Annotated in this window: 9 protein-coding genes; 8 read left to right on the top strand and 1 reads right to left on the bottom strand. The window is 32.6% G+C overall.

The window, feature by feature from the left end:
• Positions 1 to 29: 29 nt before the first annotated feature.
• The 8 genes from brxF (at position 30) to BQ6100_RS08700 (ending at position 17,374) form a co-directional block, all read left to right on the top strand.
• The gene (gene brxF, locus BQ6100_RS08735; protein ID WP_075981303.1) at positions 30 to 470 is read left to right on the top strand and encodes a BREX-3 system P-loop-containing protein BrxF; all 441 of its coding nucleotides are present in this window, start codon (positions 30 to 32) and stop codon (positions 468 to 470) included.
• Between the two features lie 19 nt (positions 471 to 489).
• A complete protein-coding gene (locus BQ6100_RS08730; protein ID WP_075981302.1) occupies positions 490 to 4,191 on the top strand; it encodes a DUF6079 family protein in 3,702 nt (1,233 codons plus the stop codon).
• Positions 4,192 to 4,203: 12 nt separating this feature from the next.
• The gene (locus tag BQ6100_RS08725) at positions 4,204 to 6,990 is read left to right on the top strand and encodes a DNA methyltransferase (RefSeq protein WP_075981301.1); all 2,787 of its coding nucleotides are present in this window, start codon (positions 4,204 to 4,206) and stop codon (positions 6,988 to 6,990) included.
• An 83-nt stretch (positions 6,991 to 7,073) separates the two neighbouring features.
• The gene (locus BQ6100_RS08720) at positions 7,074 to 9,878 is read left to right on the top strand and encodes a DNA methyltransferase (RefSeq protein WP_075981300.1); all 2,805 of its coding nucleotides are present in this window, start codon (positions 7,074 to 7,076) and stop codon (positions 9,876 to 9,878) included.
• 12 nt (positions 9,879 to 9,890) lie between these two features.
• Entirely contained in the window at positions 9,891 to 11,846 is a 1,956-nt protein-coding gene (gene pglZ, locus BQ6100_RS08715) for a BREX-3 system phosphatase PglZ (protein WP_235816581.1), read from the top strand.
• A complete protein-coding gene (locus BQ6100_RS08710; protein WP_075981298.1) occupies positions 11,839 to 12,555 on the top strand; it encodes a hypothetical protein in 717 nt (238 codons plus the stop codon). Before pglZ ends, BQ6100_RS08710 begins: the two co-directional genes overlap by 8 nt.
• 49 nt (positions 12,556 to 12,604) lie before the next feature.
• Complete coding sequence (locus BQ6100_RS08705; RefSeq protein WP_075981297.1) at positions 12,605 to 15,790, top strand: DEAD/DEAH box helicase; 3,186 nt, start codon at positions 12,605 to 12,607, stop codon at positions 15,788 to 15,790.
• Positions 15,791 to 15,826: 36 nt separating this feature from the next.
• The gene (locus BQ6100_RS08700; RefSeq protein ID WP_075981296.1) at positions 15,827 to 17,374 is read left to right on the top strand and encodes a caspase family protein; all 1,548 of its coding nucleotides are present in this window, start codon (positions 15,827 to 15,829) and stop codon (positions 17,372 to 17,374) included.
• A gap of 350 nt (positions 17,375 to 17,724) precedes the next feature.
• Here BQ6100_RS08700 and BQ6100_RS08695 read toward each other — a convergent pair whose 3' ends face one another.
• Positions 17,725 to 18,210 (bottom strand): hypothetical protein, encoded by a 486-nt coding sequence (locus tag BQ6100_RS08695; RefSeq protein WP_075981295.1) that lies wholly within the window; start codon positions 18,208 to 18,210, stop codon positions 17,725 to 17,727.
• Positions 18,211 to 19,040 lie beyond the last annotated feature (830 nt).

Raw genomic sequence — 19,040 nt, 5'->3', positions numbered from 1 at the left:
TTGACCATATTAGAAAAAGGATGTTTCAAGTGAATATAAACAGTTTTAAAAAAGAAATTCAAGAAATGGAACAATGGTGGCATAAATTGATATTTCTATGCAATAGGAATGCACAATTTAATACTACGATACCTATTACAGAACAATTCGAAAAAGTAAACGTTAATTTTATCTTAAGTCAGGGCTTAATAAACTTAGCTAAAAATAAATATCCGCTATATGTTGAAGATATACTTTTAGATTCTATAACAAATAGAAAAAAAGTATATCTCCTTCAACACATTGATATTCTTTTTGATCCAGTTTTACAAGTTCATCCTGTACGTTTATTGGAGAACATAAGTAAGACATACAAAATAGTTGTTGAATGGCCAGGGAAATATGAGGATGATAAACTGTACTATGCTGAATATGGGCATCCTGAATATTTTTCTTGTCGTGAATTTGAAGGGAAAATTATTATGAAGTAAAGATTTGGAGGGGAATATTATGCTTCGTTATGATGAATTAATTTCATTCGATCCAGTTGAATCCGTTGTCCAATTAAGAGAAGCGGACGATAAAAGTCGTGCTATCTCACTTTTAAAAACATATGTTATCTCAGATAATATGGCAGAGAAATTAATGAATGACATATTTGAAAACTTACAATTTGAACGTATGGTTGATAACAAAGGGATACTTATCGTTGGAAACTATGGATCCGGTAAATCTCACTTAATGAGTGTAGTTTCAACCATTGCGGAATTACCAGGTGCTAGTGAACATTTGCGTAACAAACAAGTAGCGGAAAAAGCAACAGAAATTGAGGGTAAGTTTCAAGTTATCCGTGCAGAGTTTGGTGCAGTGACAATGCCTCTCCGAGAAATTATTTGTCGTCAATTAGAAAAAGGACTAGCAAAGATGGGGATAGACTATTCTTTTCCTGCGGCAGATCAAGTGACAAATAATAAAGATATGATGTACGAAATGATGGAATTATTCCATGAAGAATATCCTGATAAAGGCTTATTACTTGTTATAGATGAGCTTCTTGACTACTTACGTGGAAGGAAAGAACAAGATCTTACGCTAGATCTAGGCTTTTTACGTGAAGTTGGTGAGGTCTGTAATAACACTCGTTTCCGTTTTATTTCTGGTGTACAGGAGATGCTTTTTGATAATCCGAAATTCAGCTTCGTAGCAGATTCACTACGCCGTGTAAAAGAACGATTTAAAGAAACTCGTATTGTTCGTGAAGATATTGCTTTTGTAGTGTCAGAAAGGCTATTAAAGAAAAATGATGAACAAAAAGCTCTTGTTCGTGAACACTTAGGGAAGTTTAAGAAACTGTATAGTGGGCTATCAGAAGAACTAGAAACCTACGTTAATTTGTTTCCAATTCATCCTGCATACCTTGAAATGTTTGAGAGAGTACATATTGGTGAAAAACGAGTTGCTCTACAAACAATAACAGGGGAAATTAAAAAATTACTATCTGAAGAAGTACCTGAGGATTCGACAGGACTAATATCTTTTGATAGGTATTGGACGTATATTGAAGGAGATTCCTCTTTGCGTTCAGATGAGCGCGTAAGGTTTATTACAGATAAAGTCGAGACATTGAAGGGGATTATTCAATCAAGTGTGAAAAGGCAGTATAAATCGATGGCAACACAGATGGTAAATGCCTTGGCGGTATTTCGTTTAACTACCGAAGACCTAAAAATACCAATTGGATTAAACTCTGATACACTCAGAGATAAATTATTCCTAAGTCAGCCTTCCCTTTTAGACTTTGAAGATGAAGCAGCTGATTTTTTGAAAACAACAATTGAAGCATCAATGAAAGATTTAAGAACAGCAGCTAGTTTTCAGTATATTTCTTTGAATAATGACAATGGACAGTATTATATTAACATCGATGAGTCTGTACCCGTGGATGAGCTAATACGTCAACGTGGAGAGGGTTTGAAGGACAGTCAATTAGATAGTTATTATTTTGATGTGTTAAAACAGGCAACTGAAGTATCGGAGATTGCTTCCTATGTTTTTGGATATAAAATCTGGCTACATGAAATTCCTTGGACGGCTAGGAGAATAAAACGAGAAGGTTATTTATTCTTCGGGGCGCCAAATGAGCGTTCCACTGCCCAACCTGAAAGAGATTTTTACATATATATGCTACAAGCATTTGAAGAACCAGATTTTAAAGATGAACAAAAGGAAGATGAAGTATTCTTCCGTCTAAAGAAAAAAAATAATACATTCATACAACTGTTGCGCTTATATGGTGGAGCAACAGAGATGTACAATGATACGACTACTAATAAAAAATTATATAAGCCTAAAATGGAAGATTATAAAAAGAAGTTAGTAAAATGGATTAAAGAAAATTTCGTTGATGCTTATGAAATTGTATATCGAGGAAAAAGTGCTGGAGTACTTGAGCATGGGATGTTTTTGCCAAGTAACCCTGACACATTAGTAGAACTTGTAGATTCGGTTTCACAAGACTTGCTTTCTCAGTGGTTTGAAGTTAAATATGAAGAATATCCTTCATTTAGAAAACTTGAACACTCATTTTTGACGAAAAAGAATATACACACTTATGTTAAAGATGCTTTAGATTACTTGAATGGCCGTAAAACAAATCAAGGGGAAGCAATTCTTGATGGCTTAATCTTATTTGATCAGCAAGGGAACCCTACAACAAAGAATTCGGGTTATGCAAAATGGGTAACCGATTCGCTTGATAGAATTGGTAATGGACAAGTATTAAACCAGAGTGAACTAATCGAGGTAATTAATACAACTCAAGGGACTCCCGATCAACGAATTACTAGAAGGTTCACCATGGAACCTGAATTACTAGTTGTAATCCTTGGTGCACTGATTCAAGATGGACAAATTGTAGTAACAGTTAAGGGAACACAGTATGAGGCTATGAATTTCAGTGAATTTGTACGACTTCCTGTACAAGATATTACTTATTTTGATCATATTAAAAAACCAACAGGATTACCTATTCGTGAAGTTCAAGCTTTATCAGACCTATTTGATTCAATCAAGATTGATTTCTCGAATCAAGAAAGAGTTGACTTTGTTATAAAACAAATTATTTCTGGCGCAAAGAAGGCTACTAATCGGACAGTTGAAATGATTGCTAATATACGCAATAAATTTCATGTATGGGATGGTCCTTTGTTTACACAAGAGGAAATAGAAGAAAAGCTTGAAAAGCTTTCAAGCCTCAATGATTTCTTGCAAGGGTTGCAGGTGTATAATTCACGGGCAAAAATGATGAATTTAAAGTTCAATATGGAACGAATTGAAAAAGAAAAGGTAAATCTGTTACTGTTGGATACATTAGATAATTTACAAAAGAAAATTAATGAATTCACTAAAGTAGCTGATTACCTTGTGAAAGCTAAGTTTATTACTTCTCCGAGTAGGAATTGGATTGACGGTGTCGATGTGTCACTAGATAACCTAAGCATTGCATTGAAAAATGATGAAGATTGTATAAACGAAATTCAGGAATTAGAGAGCCTGAAAAAAGATTATATAGATTACTATCTGTCTTTACATCAGAAAATGCGATTAAATGCGACAGAAAGCAAAATGAAAACTGAATTATTACAAGATAAACAATGTGACGCATTACAAGTATTATCATCAAAGATTGAATTATTACCAAGTGAGGTTTTTAAAGATTGGCAAGAAAAAGTGGCTTCATTAAAGGTCTGTTATCATGTAACAGCCGATAAATTGGAACACACCCCAGAATGTCAAAGTTGTCACTTTAATCCACGTGAAGAACTGCTAAATGAAAAGCCGTCCTTTTCAGAGCTTGAGGAAGAGTTGGATGATTTATTAGCTACATGGACAGATACGCTATTAACTAACTTTAATGATTCATCTGTAAAAGAGAGTATTGAGCTATTAGAGGTTGAAGAGAAACAATTAATAAATGAACTAATACAAAAGAAAGCATTTACTCTGCCGATTCCTATTAAGTTAATAAATGCAATTAATAAGGTATTAAAGGGAATTCATCAGGAGCATGTAGATGTTGAACAATTAAAAGAAGTGTTTGGTAATGGAAATCCAATCACTGTCAAAGAAGTTCGGGATAATTTAGATATGTTATTACGTGCACTTGTAGGTAATAATGATCAGGACAGAGTACGTTTAACTATCAGGAAATAGGAGGGGAAATCAATGGCGAAAGAGAATGAGCAACTTTCATTTGTTGAACAACATACAGAAGCAGACAACGACCCAGTTGTCTGCTTGGGGATGACCTTTAATAATGAAGATGAAAGACGGGAATATTTTCGAAATGAATTAAGAAAGAAATTGCCAGAATTGAAGAATATAGAAGGGTTTCCGATTGGAGAAGACGAGGATATTATTGCCTTGTCTGATCCTCCTTATTATACCGCGTGTCCTAACCCTTGGATTAGTGAATTTATAGATATTTGGGAGAAAACAAAGGAAAATAAAGATAAAAAGTACAAACGAGTTCCTTTTGTAACAGATGTGTCTGAGGGGAAAAATGATGCTCTATATAAAATACCATCTTATTTTACAAAAGTACCTCCCAAGGCAATAATTAGATATATTATTCATTATACTAATCCGGGGGATATTGTTTTAGATGCCTTTTCAGGGTCTGGTATGACTGGTTTAGCTGCTAACCTTAGTGGTGATTTAAATTATTTAAAGTCTATGGGGTACGCAATTGACAATAAGAATAATATCGTTCAAGATGGTGAGATTGTTTCAAAATTGGGAGAAAGAAAAGCAATACTAGCTGATTTATCTCCAGCTGCTACTTTTACGAGTTCAATTATTAGCCAAAAATTTAAAACAGAGGTTAATGATGTTAGTAAACTGAAGATTGTAGAATTTATTAATGAAAAAATAGCACCACTTTATGTAACAAATATAAACGATGTGGAAGTGGAATTTGATTATACAGTTTGGAGTTATTGGGGCGAGTGCAATAATTGTTCACATAGTTTTAGATTATTTGATCATGTTATAGATTGGGATAAGCAACGAATGAAAGATGTTTATAAATGTCCCAATTGTGGGGCTTTAATTGAATCAGATAAACAACAAAAAGCATTTAATATAGAGTTTGATCCTGTTCTTCAAAAAACAGTAAATCAGGCAAAGTCGTCCTTAACCTTAATTTCTTTTAAACAGGGTAACAAAACTGTTCGAACTGAACCTAAATCACTTGATTACGATAAACTGAGTAATATTAATTACAAAGAAGTTTCTTTAATTCCTGAAGAGCTTCCATACATGCATCTATCTCATGAGAGGAATAATCTTATAAAATATTGGGGATTTTCTCATGTCAATCATTTTTATTCGAATAGAAATTACTATGCCTTTGATCAAATAGTAAAGTATTGTCATAACAATAATGATAGGTTGGGTCTATTTGCTTTAGTATCAATTATAGAAAATAATGGTACTAAGAGAAATAGATTTTATGTTGATAAACGGAGACCAAAGGGATCTCCTATTGGGCCTTTATCCAATACTTTATATGTTCCTAATATGTATGTTGAAACAAATGTAGCAAAAAAAACTATCCAAAGGTTGGAACAAGTAGTTAAACAAAAAGCGTCTTGGGCAAAAGACATTTCTATTGTAACAAATCAAAGTGCTACTAATCTGACACAGATTCCTCAAGATAGTATAGACTTCATTTTTACTGATCCTCCTTTCGGTGGTAATATAAACTATTCAGAGCAAAACTACCTTAGTGAATGGTGGTTGAAAGTTAAAACAAACAACAAAAATGAAGTAATTACAAATAACGCACAACATAAAAGTGTTAAAGAATATCAGTCCTTAATGACTAGTGTTTTTAATGAGTATTATAGAGTATTAAAACCTAATCATTGGATTGTTGTAGAATTTCATAACTCATCTAATCTAATTTGGAACGCTATCCAACAATCGTTAGAAAATGCAGGTTTTATTGTTGCCAATGTAAGTATTCTTGATAAAAAACATGATACAATGCATCAAGGACATAAATCAGCCGCTGTAAATAAAGATTTAGTTATTGCCGCATATAAGTCGGATAATGAACTGCATAATGGATTGAAGAGTAGTAGCAGTGATCTTAAAAATGTTTGGATATTTGTAGAGAATCACTTGAGTAATCTTCCAGTAATAAAAATGGAAAATAATCAAGTTGAACCCATAATAGAACGAAAGAACTTTATGCTTTTTGATAGGATGGTTGCATTTTATGTTCAAAAAGGATTACCTATTCCAATGTCTGCTGCTGAATTTTACAGAGGATTGAGTGAAAGGTACTCTGAAAGGTTTGGTATGTATTTCCTTCAAGAGCAAGCTTTAGAATTTGATAAAAGAAAAATTAATTCAGATAATCTTGGTCAAATAGAGTTTTTTATTAGTGACGAGCGGAGTGCAATCGAGTATTTAAAGCAGCTATTAATTACAAAACCAAAAACATATAAACAAATACACCCAGATTTTATAAAGGAAATTCAACATATATCAAAACATGAGTTTTTACCTGAATTAAATGATTTGCTACAACAAAACTTTTTACAGTTTGAAGGAGACGGACCTGTTCCTAAACAAATAATTGCGTATTTAAGAAGAACATATAAAGACTTACGTGGCCTAGATACTAGTGATAAAAAAGTCATCGATAAGGCAATGCATCGTTGGTATGTTCCAGATCCGAATAAACAGGCAGACTTGGAAAAACTTCGTGAGAAAGCATTGTTACGAGAATTTGAAAGTTATCTGGATGAATTAGTAGGAAACAAGAAAAAGTTAAAAAATTTCCGTACAGAAGCTATTCGTGCTGGTTTCAAAAAAGCATATGTTGAAAAGGACTTTGAAAAGATTGTAAAAGTTGGAGAACGTCTACCTGAAAAAGTAATCCAAGAAGACGATAAATTACTAATGTTTTATGACAATGCATGTATTCGTTTGGGCTTATAAATGTAGGTGTTAATGAATTCGCATCTCTCTCTTAAAATAAAGATGGGGATCAATTAATAGAGGATAGGTTAGGGGATATGTATATGGCTAATAAAGGTCAACAACTTTCTTTTACCAAGTTACATTCTCAAGTAGACAATGGCCCTGTTGTCTGCTTAGGTATGACTTTTAATAACGAAAAAGAACGTCGCGAATATTTTCGGAGTGAATTGAGGAAGAAATTGCCCGAATTGAAGAATATAGAAGGATTTCCGGTTGGAGAAGATGAAGATATTATTGCTTTATCTGATCCACCGTATTATACCGCTTGTCCTAATCCATGGATAAATGACTTTATAGATGAATGGGAAAAAGAGAAAGTTGAACGTGATAGCGACATCAAAGAAGAATATCACCGTAAACCGTTTGCTTCTAATGTAAGTGAAGGAAAAAGTCACCCAATTTATATGGCTCATAGATATCATACAAAAGTACCACATAGAGCTATTATGAACTATATTTTACATTATACTAACCCAGGCGATGTAATCATAGATGGATTTTCAGGGTCAGGTATGACTGGTTTAGCTGGAAAGTTATGTGGACTAAAAGAAGAAATTAATAAGATTGGATATAATACTGAAAATAATAATGACATTATTAATTCAGAGGGTTACAAATTCTCATCAATTGGGGAAAGAAAAGTTATATTAAATGATTTATCGCCAATGGCAACTTACATTTCTAAAAATATAAATAATTTTTCAGAAAGATCAGTTCAGCATCTTATAGAGGAAGTAGACATTATAATTAAGGATATAGAGAAAGAATACGGCTGGGTATTTGAAACAAAACATTTTTCTAATGAAAAAGAAAAAAGTGAATTCGGTATGATTAATTATACTGTTTGGAGTGAAACATTTTTATGTCCAAACTGTTCAAATGAAATTGTATACTTCGATGCAACAGTAGATTTTGATAAAAAAGAGGTTTCTAACGAAATCACATGTACCAATTGTGGATACAAGTCTAATAAAAAAACACTAGAACGTGCATATGAAGCTGAATATGATCAATTATTGAATAAAGTAATACAAAAAGTTAAATTAATTCCCGTTTTTATTAATTATTCTATTGGTAAAACACGATTTTTTAAACGCCCAGATGCAGATGATATGGCAAAATTAAATGAAGTCAAAAGACAATTAAATAACTATTGGTATCCAACTAATAAAATGCTGGATGGTGAAGAATCAAGTAGAAATGATAAATATGGCCTTACAAATGTACATCATATGATGCCAGATAGAAATAAACTGATATTAGCTGCTTTTCTTCATAGAATAAAAATTAGAGGCATGGAAAATTTAGCTAAAATAATATTAACTGCCAGTATACCTAATTTAACATGGAATTATAGCTGGAGAATGAATGGAAAGGGTGGTTTTATTTCAGGTACACTTTATATCCCTTCGACTCCACAGGAGAACAATGCGTTAAACCAAATAAAAAGAAAGCTAAATGACTATGTTAAGGCATTGGGAACGGTTATGAATAATTATCAAGATACTGTAATAACAACTCAGTCCTTAACAGACCTAAACATTAAGGCAAACAGTGTAGATTATATATTTACTGATCCTCCTTTCGGCTCAAACCTAATGTATTCCGAATTGAATTTTATTTGGGAGTCCTGGTTAAAGGTTTTTACTAATAACAAAACCGAGGCTATCATTAATAAAACTCAAAGTAAAAAGTTGTTTGAATATCAAAGTTTGTTAGAAAAATGTTTTCAAAATTACTATAAAGTCTTAAAGCCAGGTCGATGGATGACAGTCGAATTTAGTAACTCTCAATCTAGTGTATGGAATGCAATCCAAGAAGCTATTCAAAAAGCCGGATTTGTTGTCGCAAATGTATCAGCACTTGATAAAAAGCAAGGGAGTTTTAAGGCTATTACTACTACTGTTGCTGTTAAACAGGACTTAGTTATTTCTGCATACAAACCGAAAAGGGAAAATGTAGATAAAATAATTAGACAACAAAATACAGTAGAATCAACTTGGACATTTGTTAAACAGCATTTAGAACAATTACCAGTATTTGTTGGACAAAAGGGAGAAGCTCAGGTAATAACAGAACGTACGCCAAGAATTCTCTTTGATAGAATGGTGGCTTATCACGTACAAAATAGTTTGCCTGTTCCCATTTCTTCAGCGGAATTTCAAGTGGGTGTTACACAACGCTTCCCGATGAGAGATGGAATGGCTTTCCTAGAAGATCAAGTTGCCGAATATGATAAAAAGCGAACTCTTGTTAAAGAATTTTCGCAACTTAGCTTGTTTGTTTCGGATGAAAGTAGTGCTATTGAGTGGATTCGTCAACAGCTTATGAAAAAGCCTCAATCACGCCAGGATATACATCCTAATTTTATGAAGGAAATTCAACATATTGCAAAACATGAGTTGTTACCTGAATTAGATGATTTGTTATATCAAAATTTTTTACTTTACGATGGTGATGGACAAGTTCCAGATCAAATTGTTTTGTATCTTAGAAGAACTTATAAAGATCTAAGAGGATTAGATAAAAATGATTCCACAGTAATTGAAAAGGCCAAAAAACGCTGGTATGTTCCTGATCCAACAAAGCAAGCTGATTTGGAAAAGCTTCGGGAGAAGTCTCTTTTACGTGAATTCGAAGGTTATCTTGAAGAGATGGAAGGAAATAAAAAGAAGTTACGTCAATTCCGAACTGAAGCAATTCGTGCTGGATTTAAGAAGGCATACAGTGAAAAGGACTTTGATAAGATTGTGAAGATTGGAGAACGTCTTCCTGAGAATATTATACAAGAAGATGATAAATTACTCATGTACTATGACAATGCATGCATTCGTTTAGGATTATAGTAGGTGAAAAAGATGATGCATGGATGGCGAAAGCAAATTATTGATAAAATCCATTTTCAACAAGCATCACTAATATTGGTGCTTGATAACGATCATTTATTAAACGATGAATTTGTCTTAAAAGAATTGCAATCACTTGGTTTTGATACGGTAAGATTTGAAGATAGTATTACATTTCGTTATCTGTATGAGCAAAAGTATCGCACTAATCATTCTGAACGTAAATTAGTGATTTATGTGAATGAGGATGTTGTATTTCCATACGAATTTCAAAGAAAAGCATTGAGTGTTAGGGTTAGTTTGCAAACTTTATTTCCTCAGTTCTCATTAAATATTATCCGACAAATGGATAGGGACGAATTTGATGCCTTGTATACTGTTCATGAACAGTATCAAGGCACTCCATCTGAGAGAGAAACATTAGAGTATATTATTAAATTCGTATATAAAATACCTTATGACATGATAGATAGTGAATCTGATTTATATAAGACTTTATTGTCTATACATTATCAATCAAAAGAGCTGCCCAATGTAGTTCAAGAGTATCTTTATGGAAAGTGGAAAGGTTATTCCGCTTTTACGGGCTTGTCATTAAAAAAGTTGATTCGATCACGAACTTTCTTTTATCATTATCTAGGTCAAAGATGGGATAATTATGTTAAACAATACCTTCAAGTGAAAAAAGGACAAATTAATGATTCAACTGATGTATATGAAAGTAATCCGATGGCTAATCATGATGTAAGAAGGTTAATGAATGATTTATTCCTTGAAGGGCAGATAACTAAGGTAAAAGAAGTATTAATACCAGATGATATTCCTGATTGGATGCGAATAGGAATTGAGGAAGCATCTAATAAAGAGACTGTTGAGAATCAATTAAACTATTTACGTGATAAATTATTAGATTGTTTATCAAGTGCCACACAATATAAAGATTGGTTCCATATAAATGGTTTAATTGCAGAATTTAAGCTAGTTTCCATGAAAAGTGACATCAATAAGACTATAATTGAAAAAACTATGAAAGATGTAAACGAAAAATTCATGGGGTGGATCGTAAATCAGTACCACACATTGACCAGTTTGCCACCTTATCCAAAACCAAAACTTGTTCATCATCTTCCACATGTTATTAGTAAGGAAAGACAAGGCGATGAAAAAGTAGCGTTGTTAGTTCTTGATGGGATGAATTTTGTACAATGGCGGGTGGTTCAGAAGTATTTGAAAGATAGAGGTTTTTTATGTGAAGAACAACAAGTCTTCGCGTGGGTTCCAACTCTAACATCTGTGTCTCGTCAAGCAATCTTCTCAGGTAACGTTCCTTTAACCTTTAGCAATTCGATTCAAACAACAACAGCGGAAGAAAGACTTTGGAAATCATTTTGGGAAAATCATGGTGTCCTAAAACAATATGTTACCTATCAGAAAGGTCTTGGGAACGAAGATTATGATAAACATACAATCCAGGGTCTAACTAGAAAGTCCTCGAAGGTATTTGGGGCAGTTATCGACGTGATTGATCAGTTAACACACCATGCAGTATTAGGAGAAAAGAGTATTTCTTCAAATCTTGCATTATGGTTAGAAACAAACTATCTTGTCAATTTTCTGTCGGATTTAGTAGATGCAGGTTATTCCGTATACCTTACATCTGATCATGGAAACACCAATGCAACTGGAATTGGTCGCGTGTCAGAAGGTGTACTTGTTGAACAAAAAGGAGAGCGAGTACGAATATATAATGATATGACGTTATATGAAGATGCTGCATCTAAACTGTCCGTACAAAAATGGCCTAGTATTGGATTACCTGAAAATTATCATGTTTTACTTGCTGGATATGGTCAAGCTTTTGTCCCTAAAAATCAATCAATTGTAACACATGGTGGAATTAGTATAGAAGAAGTAATTGTTCCTTTTGTAAAGGTACTAAAGAATAAAGGAAGTGGATTGGGTGAGTAAACCAATTGGATTTGATCAAAAGGTTTTGCTAAATCACCTGGATTATACAGCTAATCAAACTAAAAAGTATTCACGTAAAGAGATGTATACAATCTTGGACGGATATTTACGTGATGATATTACAGGTGCAAAATCAAGAAAGAATGCCATTACGATGTTGATGAAAATATGGTATCTAATTGATGCGGAATTGATACCAATTCGAGATGAAGTTCTAGGTGAATTTAGCCAATTAACCAATGAAGAAAGGCTTTTTGTACATTGGGGTTTAACGATGGTAGCTTATCCCTTTTTTAAAGATGTTGCTAATGAATTTGGGCGTTTATTCCAATTACAAGATGAAGTTTCTAGTAAAGCAATTGGCAAGCGGATGAAAGAAGCGTACGGTGACCGCAGACGTGTTGAGGTTGCAACCAGTGCAGTGTTAATGAGCATGAAAGCTTGGAATGTTATTCAACCAGTAGGGAGACATAGCTATACAAAAGGCGAAAAGATTGTAATTACGAATCCACTAATCCAATCATTTCTTGTGCAGGTTATATTATTTGTTATGGAAAGTGATTCACTGCACGTTGATTTAATAGAGAATCATCAGTTATTTTTTCCATTCTACTGTGAATTAAATATTACAGAGTTACGGGAAAGAAAGATATTTTCTTTTCATCGCCAAGGAGTAAAAGAATTGGTAATTGAAAAAAATGCAATATAAAAACCTTATTCATTGTAGAATAAGGTTTTTTTAGTAATGGGGGCATGACATGTTTAATAAAGGTGATATCATATCAAGCACTTACTTTCCAGAGGTTGTAGAAATCAAATATTGTGAGCATGTTGAAGGTTTTTATATCTTGGAGGCAATTGGAAAAGATACAAATCAATTTTATGAATTAATGATTGAACAAGAAAAAATAAATACCTTCCAACAACTTAATAATAAAGAAAATGATAATATCCAGGCCTCTGATGTACAAAAATATATTCAATACTTGCTTCTTCAAAATGAAATGAAGTTTTCTAAAACAAAAGCATTAGGTAATGAAAATCTATTACCACTGCCACACCAAATAGAAGCAGTATATGGTAGAATGCTTCAAGTACCACAGACCAGATTCTTACTAGCAGATGATCCAGGTGCCGGTAAGACAATCATGGCAGGTATGCTTATGAAGGAGTTAAAAGCACGGATTACTGTCGATCGTATTCTTATTCTTGTCCCTCCGCTTGTCCTAAAACAGTGGCAGGAAGAATTGAATCAGAAATTCGGTCTACATTTTCATATTATCAACCGGAATGTTGTAAATGAATATGGAGGGAGAAACCCTTTTGCGGAAAATTCATTCTGTTTGGCTTCGATGTATTGGGCTATACGTGATGATGTAAGAGCACTTATTCAAGAAGTTAGCTTTGATTTAGTCATTATTGATGAAGCGCATAAAATGTCTGCTTATACACAAGGGACTGCTACGAAAAAAGTATTTCGAACAAAGCTCTATCAGTTGGGAGAAGCAATATTAAGAAAATCGGAACATTGTCTGTTATTAACCGCTACACCACATAAAGGGGATACGGAAAATTTCAGGCATTTGATGAAATTAATTGATGAAGACGTCTTTTCGAGTAAAAGTATGAATGAGCGCATCCAGGAAAAAGCTAATCCATATATCATAAGACGTTTAAAGGAAAATCTCAACAATTTTGATGGAACGCCAATTTTTCCAAAACGCACATCAAAGACGATTCAATTTCAGCTAACAGATGAAGAATTAGAATTATACGATTCAGTAACGGTATATGTAACTCATTACTTTAATCGAGCAATAAATAATGGTAGCCAAAGTACCGCATTTGCCATGATGTTATTACAAAGAAGACTTAGTTCGTCAATAGAGGCAATCTATTTATCCTTACGAAGAAGGTATAACCGCCTAGTTAAATTGTATAAACAAACCGATAAGGAACGGACAAGGTATCTAAATAAAATCAAGAAGTTAGATACGGACAATTATTTAGAGGAGAGTAATGAGCAGCAAGAACAATTAAATGTTCAATTAGAACAGTCGATAGATGTAGTTGATATTAAGGAATTGAAGAAAGAAATTCTTGTTTTACAGGGGTTAATTAAACAAGCAGAGCACATTAAACTATACACAATAGAAAGAAAATACGAAGAGCTCGAGGAAACATTATTCGGAATCAATGGAATTCTTCAACATAATGAAAAAATTATTATCTTTACTGAATCAGTAGATACTTTGAATTACCTTGAAGGAAAACTATTAAAGCGGGTACCACAGGTTTCAAAAATTGTTGGTAGTTTCTCAATGGACAAGCGTCGGCAACAAGTTGAGATGTTTCGTAATGAATGTCAAATAATGCTAGCAACGGATGCTGGTGGAGAGTCCATAAATTTGCAATTCTGCAATCAAATGATCAATTACGATATTCCGTGGAATCCAAATAAATTGGAACAACGAATGGGTAGAATTCATAGAATTGGTCAAAAAAATGAAGTGTTTATATTTAATTTAGTAGCTAAGAATACCCGTGAAGGTAGTGTAATGGTACGATTGCTTGAGAAAATGGAAAAAATGAGAACTGACTTAGGCTCCGACTTAGTTTATGATTTTATTGGCGAAATTTTAGAAGACGAGTATGATAGCCTTGCAAATTTAATGGAAGATGCCATTTTAAATCGAGAAAAATTAGATGAAGTTATCGAAAAAATGGATAAGACTTTATCTGAAGAAAATAAAAAATTACTGAAGCTAATTGAAGAAGAAAGAATGGTAGAAGATAAAATTGATTTATCTGAGCTGAAGCGACAAAAAAATGATTGGTTAGTCGAAATGATACCTAAGCGATCATACACTGATTTTACATCATATATATTAGAAAAGAAGCGAGTTCGTATTAATAAATCAAAAGATGAAAAAATAATGCGCATTGAACGTTTACCTAAATTTATACGGGAGCAAATGCCAGAGCTGCAGGAAGAACAAGTACAAAGTTATCGCTTTACTAATTCTATTTATGCAGTGTCTGAGGGTGTTCCATTAATATCAGACATTCATCCACTATTCCATATTGGTTTACAATTAATGAAGAAAGAATTGGAAGGTAGATCTTGGAAGCATTATATATTAAATGCAAACCTACCTGAAAAACTCCATATTGAGATATATGAAATTACTATCACCGATGGAACAGGAAAAGATATAGATAAACATTTTATTCATTTGGCTAAACGTGAATCTGGTGAAATAATTACATTGAATTCCAATTGGGTATTTATGAATGATTTCATAGATCATGACTTTACTGTTCAAGACCAAGGCCAAAATGAATGCGGAAGCGAGATACTAAAACAAGCTATTACAATTAGGCAAGAGGTATTGTCAAATAGAGAAAAGCAGTTAAATAAAATGCACTCTTTCTTAGAAAAATCATTTAACCAGCAATATCGGGATACTTTAGGGAAATTGGAAACGTATCAACAAGAAAATATCGATAATAGAAACAGTGCGCTAATCAATCAAATGAATGCTAAATTAATTGATTTAGATATGAAAAAGGAAGAAAGATTAGGTTTAATAAATCGCCAAAAGAATGTGTCTATGAAGCCACCTAGAAAAGTACTATCATTGGAAGTAAATCTAATTGGGGAGAGTATAAGAGTTATTGCCTCTGATTATTATGATGCTGTGGTCAATTATGAAAAAGAAAATGGTCGACTTAATGTAAAACAATACGATAATCTAGGACTAATTGACTTTTCGAGTGAAAGATTTAATGGGGAGGAACGGTATATAGTATTAACATCAGACCCTTTTTTCAAATTGAGTGATAGGGACTTAGAGGATTTACATGATGTTTTGGATAAGTTGAATATTTATGTAGTGAAAGAAGGGGAAGTGTTGAATGAATTTACTGTGAAAGCTCCTTAATGGTTGGGAGTGACACAAAATACAAGGGGAGTTAATATGTCAAATGTTAAGGCGCTAATTGTAGGAGTTAGTAATTATTATCTTTCTGGTGCTAATGATTTACCTTTTTGTATGAATGACATTACTATAATGGAGAATGCTTTACTTAATGGTTTGAAATTAGACTACTCCGATATAATAACGTGTGGGAACTTAGGTGAATTAACGAAAAATGACTTTGAAAAAGCTTTTTCAGAAATGGTCACGCGAGCAACAAATAAGGATGATACACTAATTTTTTATTTTTCAGGACATGGAACCACATTAAAGGATAACCAACACTATCTTGTTTTTAGTGATGGACTTTTAAGCACTCAAAAGATTATTAGAAACCTTAAAGATATTCCAATCAAGAGTAAGATCATTATTTTAGATTGTTGTCACTCAGGGAACTTTTCTATTGATGGAACGTCGTCTCTAAATATAGAAAAAACGGTCTCTGAGTTTCAAGGGGAAGGTTACGCAGTTTTAGCATCTAGTAAATCCGAAGAAGTCTCATTTGGACATCCAGATAAACCTACAAGTCTATTTACAAGCTTTTTATGTGATGCTCTTCAGGATAGACTATTAATAAGAGATGGAAAAGTATCATTAAATGATATACAAAGACTAGTATCGTTATATTTGGATGTATGGAATAAAAAAAGTACATATGGAAAACAACATCCAATTTTTAGAGCTAATATGGGTGGTACAATTTATTTTAAAGTACAAGAGTTTCAGCCATTCTATTCAAAAAATGTTTACCTTAAGTCTGATAAGTATATAATCTATAAAGTTAAACCACTTCATACTGGGCAAGCAAAGAGATACGCTACAGAAGTAATTTTAAAGGAGCCTTTTTCATTTGAAGAAATTAATAAAATTTATAATGAAATAATTAATGTGGTTAAGAATGTGGAGGTGTATAACAATAAGAAATCTAAAGACAAATGGACGGGCAAAATAGCAAATATTATTTGGGTTTACTTTGGTCGGGATGAAAATGATATGATAAGTAGTAATTTTATTTGTCATACTACTTGGGTGGATGACAAACAAGACAAAGCTTGGTGGTATAAAGTTAATAACAGAAATACTTTTATATTAGGTGGGACCCATTTTAATGTACATAGTTACTATGAGCATCTAAAGATTTTTAATCAGAATAATTTAGGAAACAAAAATGAGTTAATAATTAAGACTAAGGAACTTTTATCGCATTTAGTAACTTTGGCTGAGAATGTAATCAGTTTATTTAATGAGTACAAAAATGGTATACTAACCGAAGTTAAGCTTGTCAAACAAATGGCACCCTTTATTCAAGAAATAAATGAGTATTATATTAAAAGTCATGATCTAGATATACCACCAATTGATATCAAAGTTTGGAGTGAAGCATGTTCGATATTATTCGGAACAGTATTTGACTTCACACTATATTACAATAAGCATTACATGTCACAAAGAACTAGTGATAATAGAAAAGTATGTATGGAGATGGCTATAAAACAGTATTATGCTGATTTAGAAAGTGTCGGGAATTTAGAAGAACAGTTATTATAATTTATGTTAATTATAATGGGAAAGCTAGAAGAAAGATTTTCTCCCGTCCTCTCATGAATTTACACAAACAAATTATTTTACACAAATTTTACGCATCACTCTCACTAAACCTTTTAAACTCAATATCTATTAAGCTTTTTCGACCCCGACCACCGGTATCAATTAAAAACTAAAATCCGCTTCTTTCTGCGGTATAAAAAGGATTTGTGAGTTTGGTCTTTATGACTGAACACGCAATCCTTTTTGTTTTGGTCGTTTATTTTTATGATGTGCTCCATATCTTATTTTGAATTAAGGGAGTGTAGAGTAATATGATATTTTTACTATATCGGTTGAGGTGAACACTTTTATTAGTATCTTAAAATGAGTCTCCATTTATCATTAAATTTCTCAAATTGAATTACATGATTTTCCTTCTCGTAAATAAAAATATGTCCAGGTTTTGTCGGTTTCCCCATTAATTTCAATATCTCATCTTTTGAATAATTAAGATCAACTTCTATCATAGAAATTTCGTTCATTTCATCCTCATAGATATAAAAAGATTGATTTTTAATCGTATATCCATAGAATTGTTGGTCTTCCAGGTCACGATGTTTATTTGGTTTGCCCCATACTTTTTCAATATCGCTCATCTTCAAATCCCTATCCAGTTTTAAAGGTGTTCCTCTTAAAACTCCTTTGTCTAAGTCATTTATTGATTCCGGATCTAAATTAAATACGCTGTGCCTTTGAATATCTTTTACCGTATTTTTTTCTTTTGGTTCTTGCAAACTACAACCCGATATAAATAGTAGAACGACACTCAATGTTATGAATACATTTATTAATTTCACATTTCATCACCTATTTGTAAAATTGAAGAAAAAAGTTTAGTTGCCTTTATTTCTTATATTCATATTTTACATATTTTAATAAGAATTAGGGTAAATACATTCGTTTTCTGGCAATTTCGCATTATGGGATAATGTAATGTTTAACAAAGAAAACAGAGCACGAAACCTTATCAAGAAATCATGTTCTAGAGTCGTTGATTGTGGAATTAGCAACTATCCGTAGTAATTCCAATATATCCACGATACTTAGATAGGGATAATCTCGCAGTACGAGTTAACGGTCCATTTCCCATGGTTCTGTATGATGGAGATGAGTATAGAGTCTATGATTGTTTTTTTTGAGCAATCTGTAAAGGAATGTTTGGGCCTTTCTCTTCATAATTATCAAAAGGAAAAGTCAAAATCGACTCATTCTTTTTCCATCTATTCAACAATTTGCTATACTATTTAATTATGTTAATATCATAAAAATTAGAATTTTATAAAATAATATTTGATTCATAAACCATTTGGTGATATATATTGTTCATAGAACCTTTGAAAAGTTAATGAGAAAAAAATCAGAGGGGGGCTCAAGTGTAAGGTATTTGCCATTTGTATCTTCTGGGCTTGTGTAGTATTATTCGTGTTTCGAAGGATTTTTTTGTAATCACTCTTTCTATAAACTTTTAAATAATTTATAATTATTAAATAATAGTAGATATTTTAATCTATAAATAATTATAATAGACTATGAAATAGTCATAATTGAGACAGAAAAGATGTGTTCATTTGTTGCTTTTTGCTATTTAGGGGTCACCATAGCAGGAGTGTGTATATCTTTTTTGCCA

Source organism: Bacillus massilinigeriensis, from assembly GCF_900117315.1.
Classification (GTDB): Bacteria; Bacillota; Bacilli; order Bacillales; family Cytobacillaceae; genus Bacillus_BE; species Bacillus_BE massilionigeriensis.
This window is presented reverse-complemented; position numbering and strand designations above follow the sequence as displayed.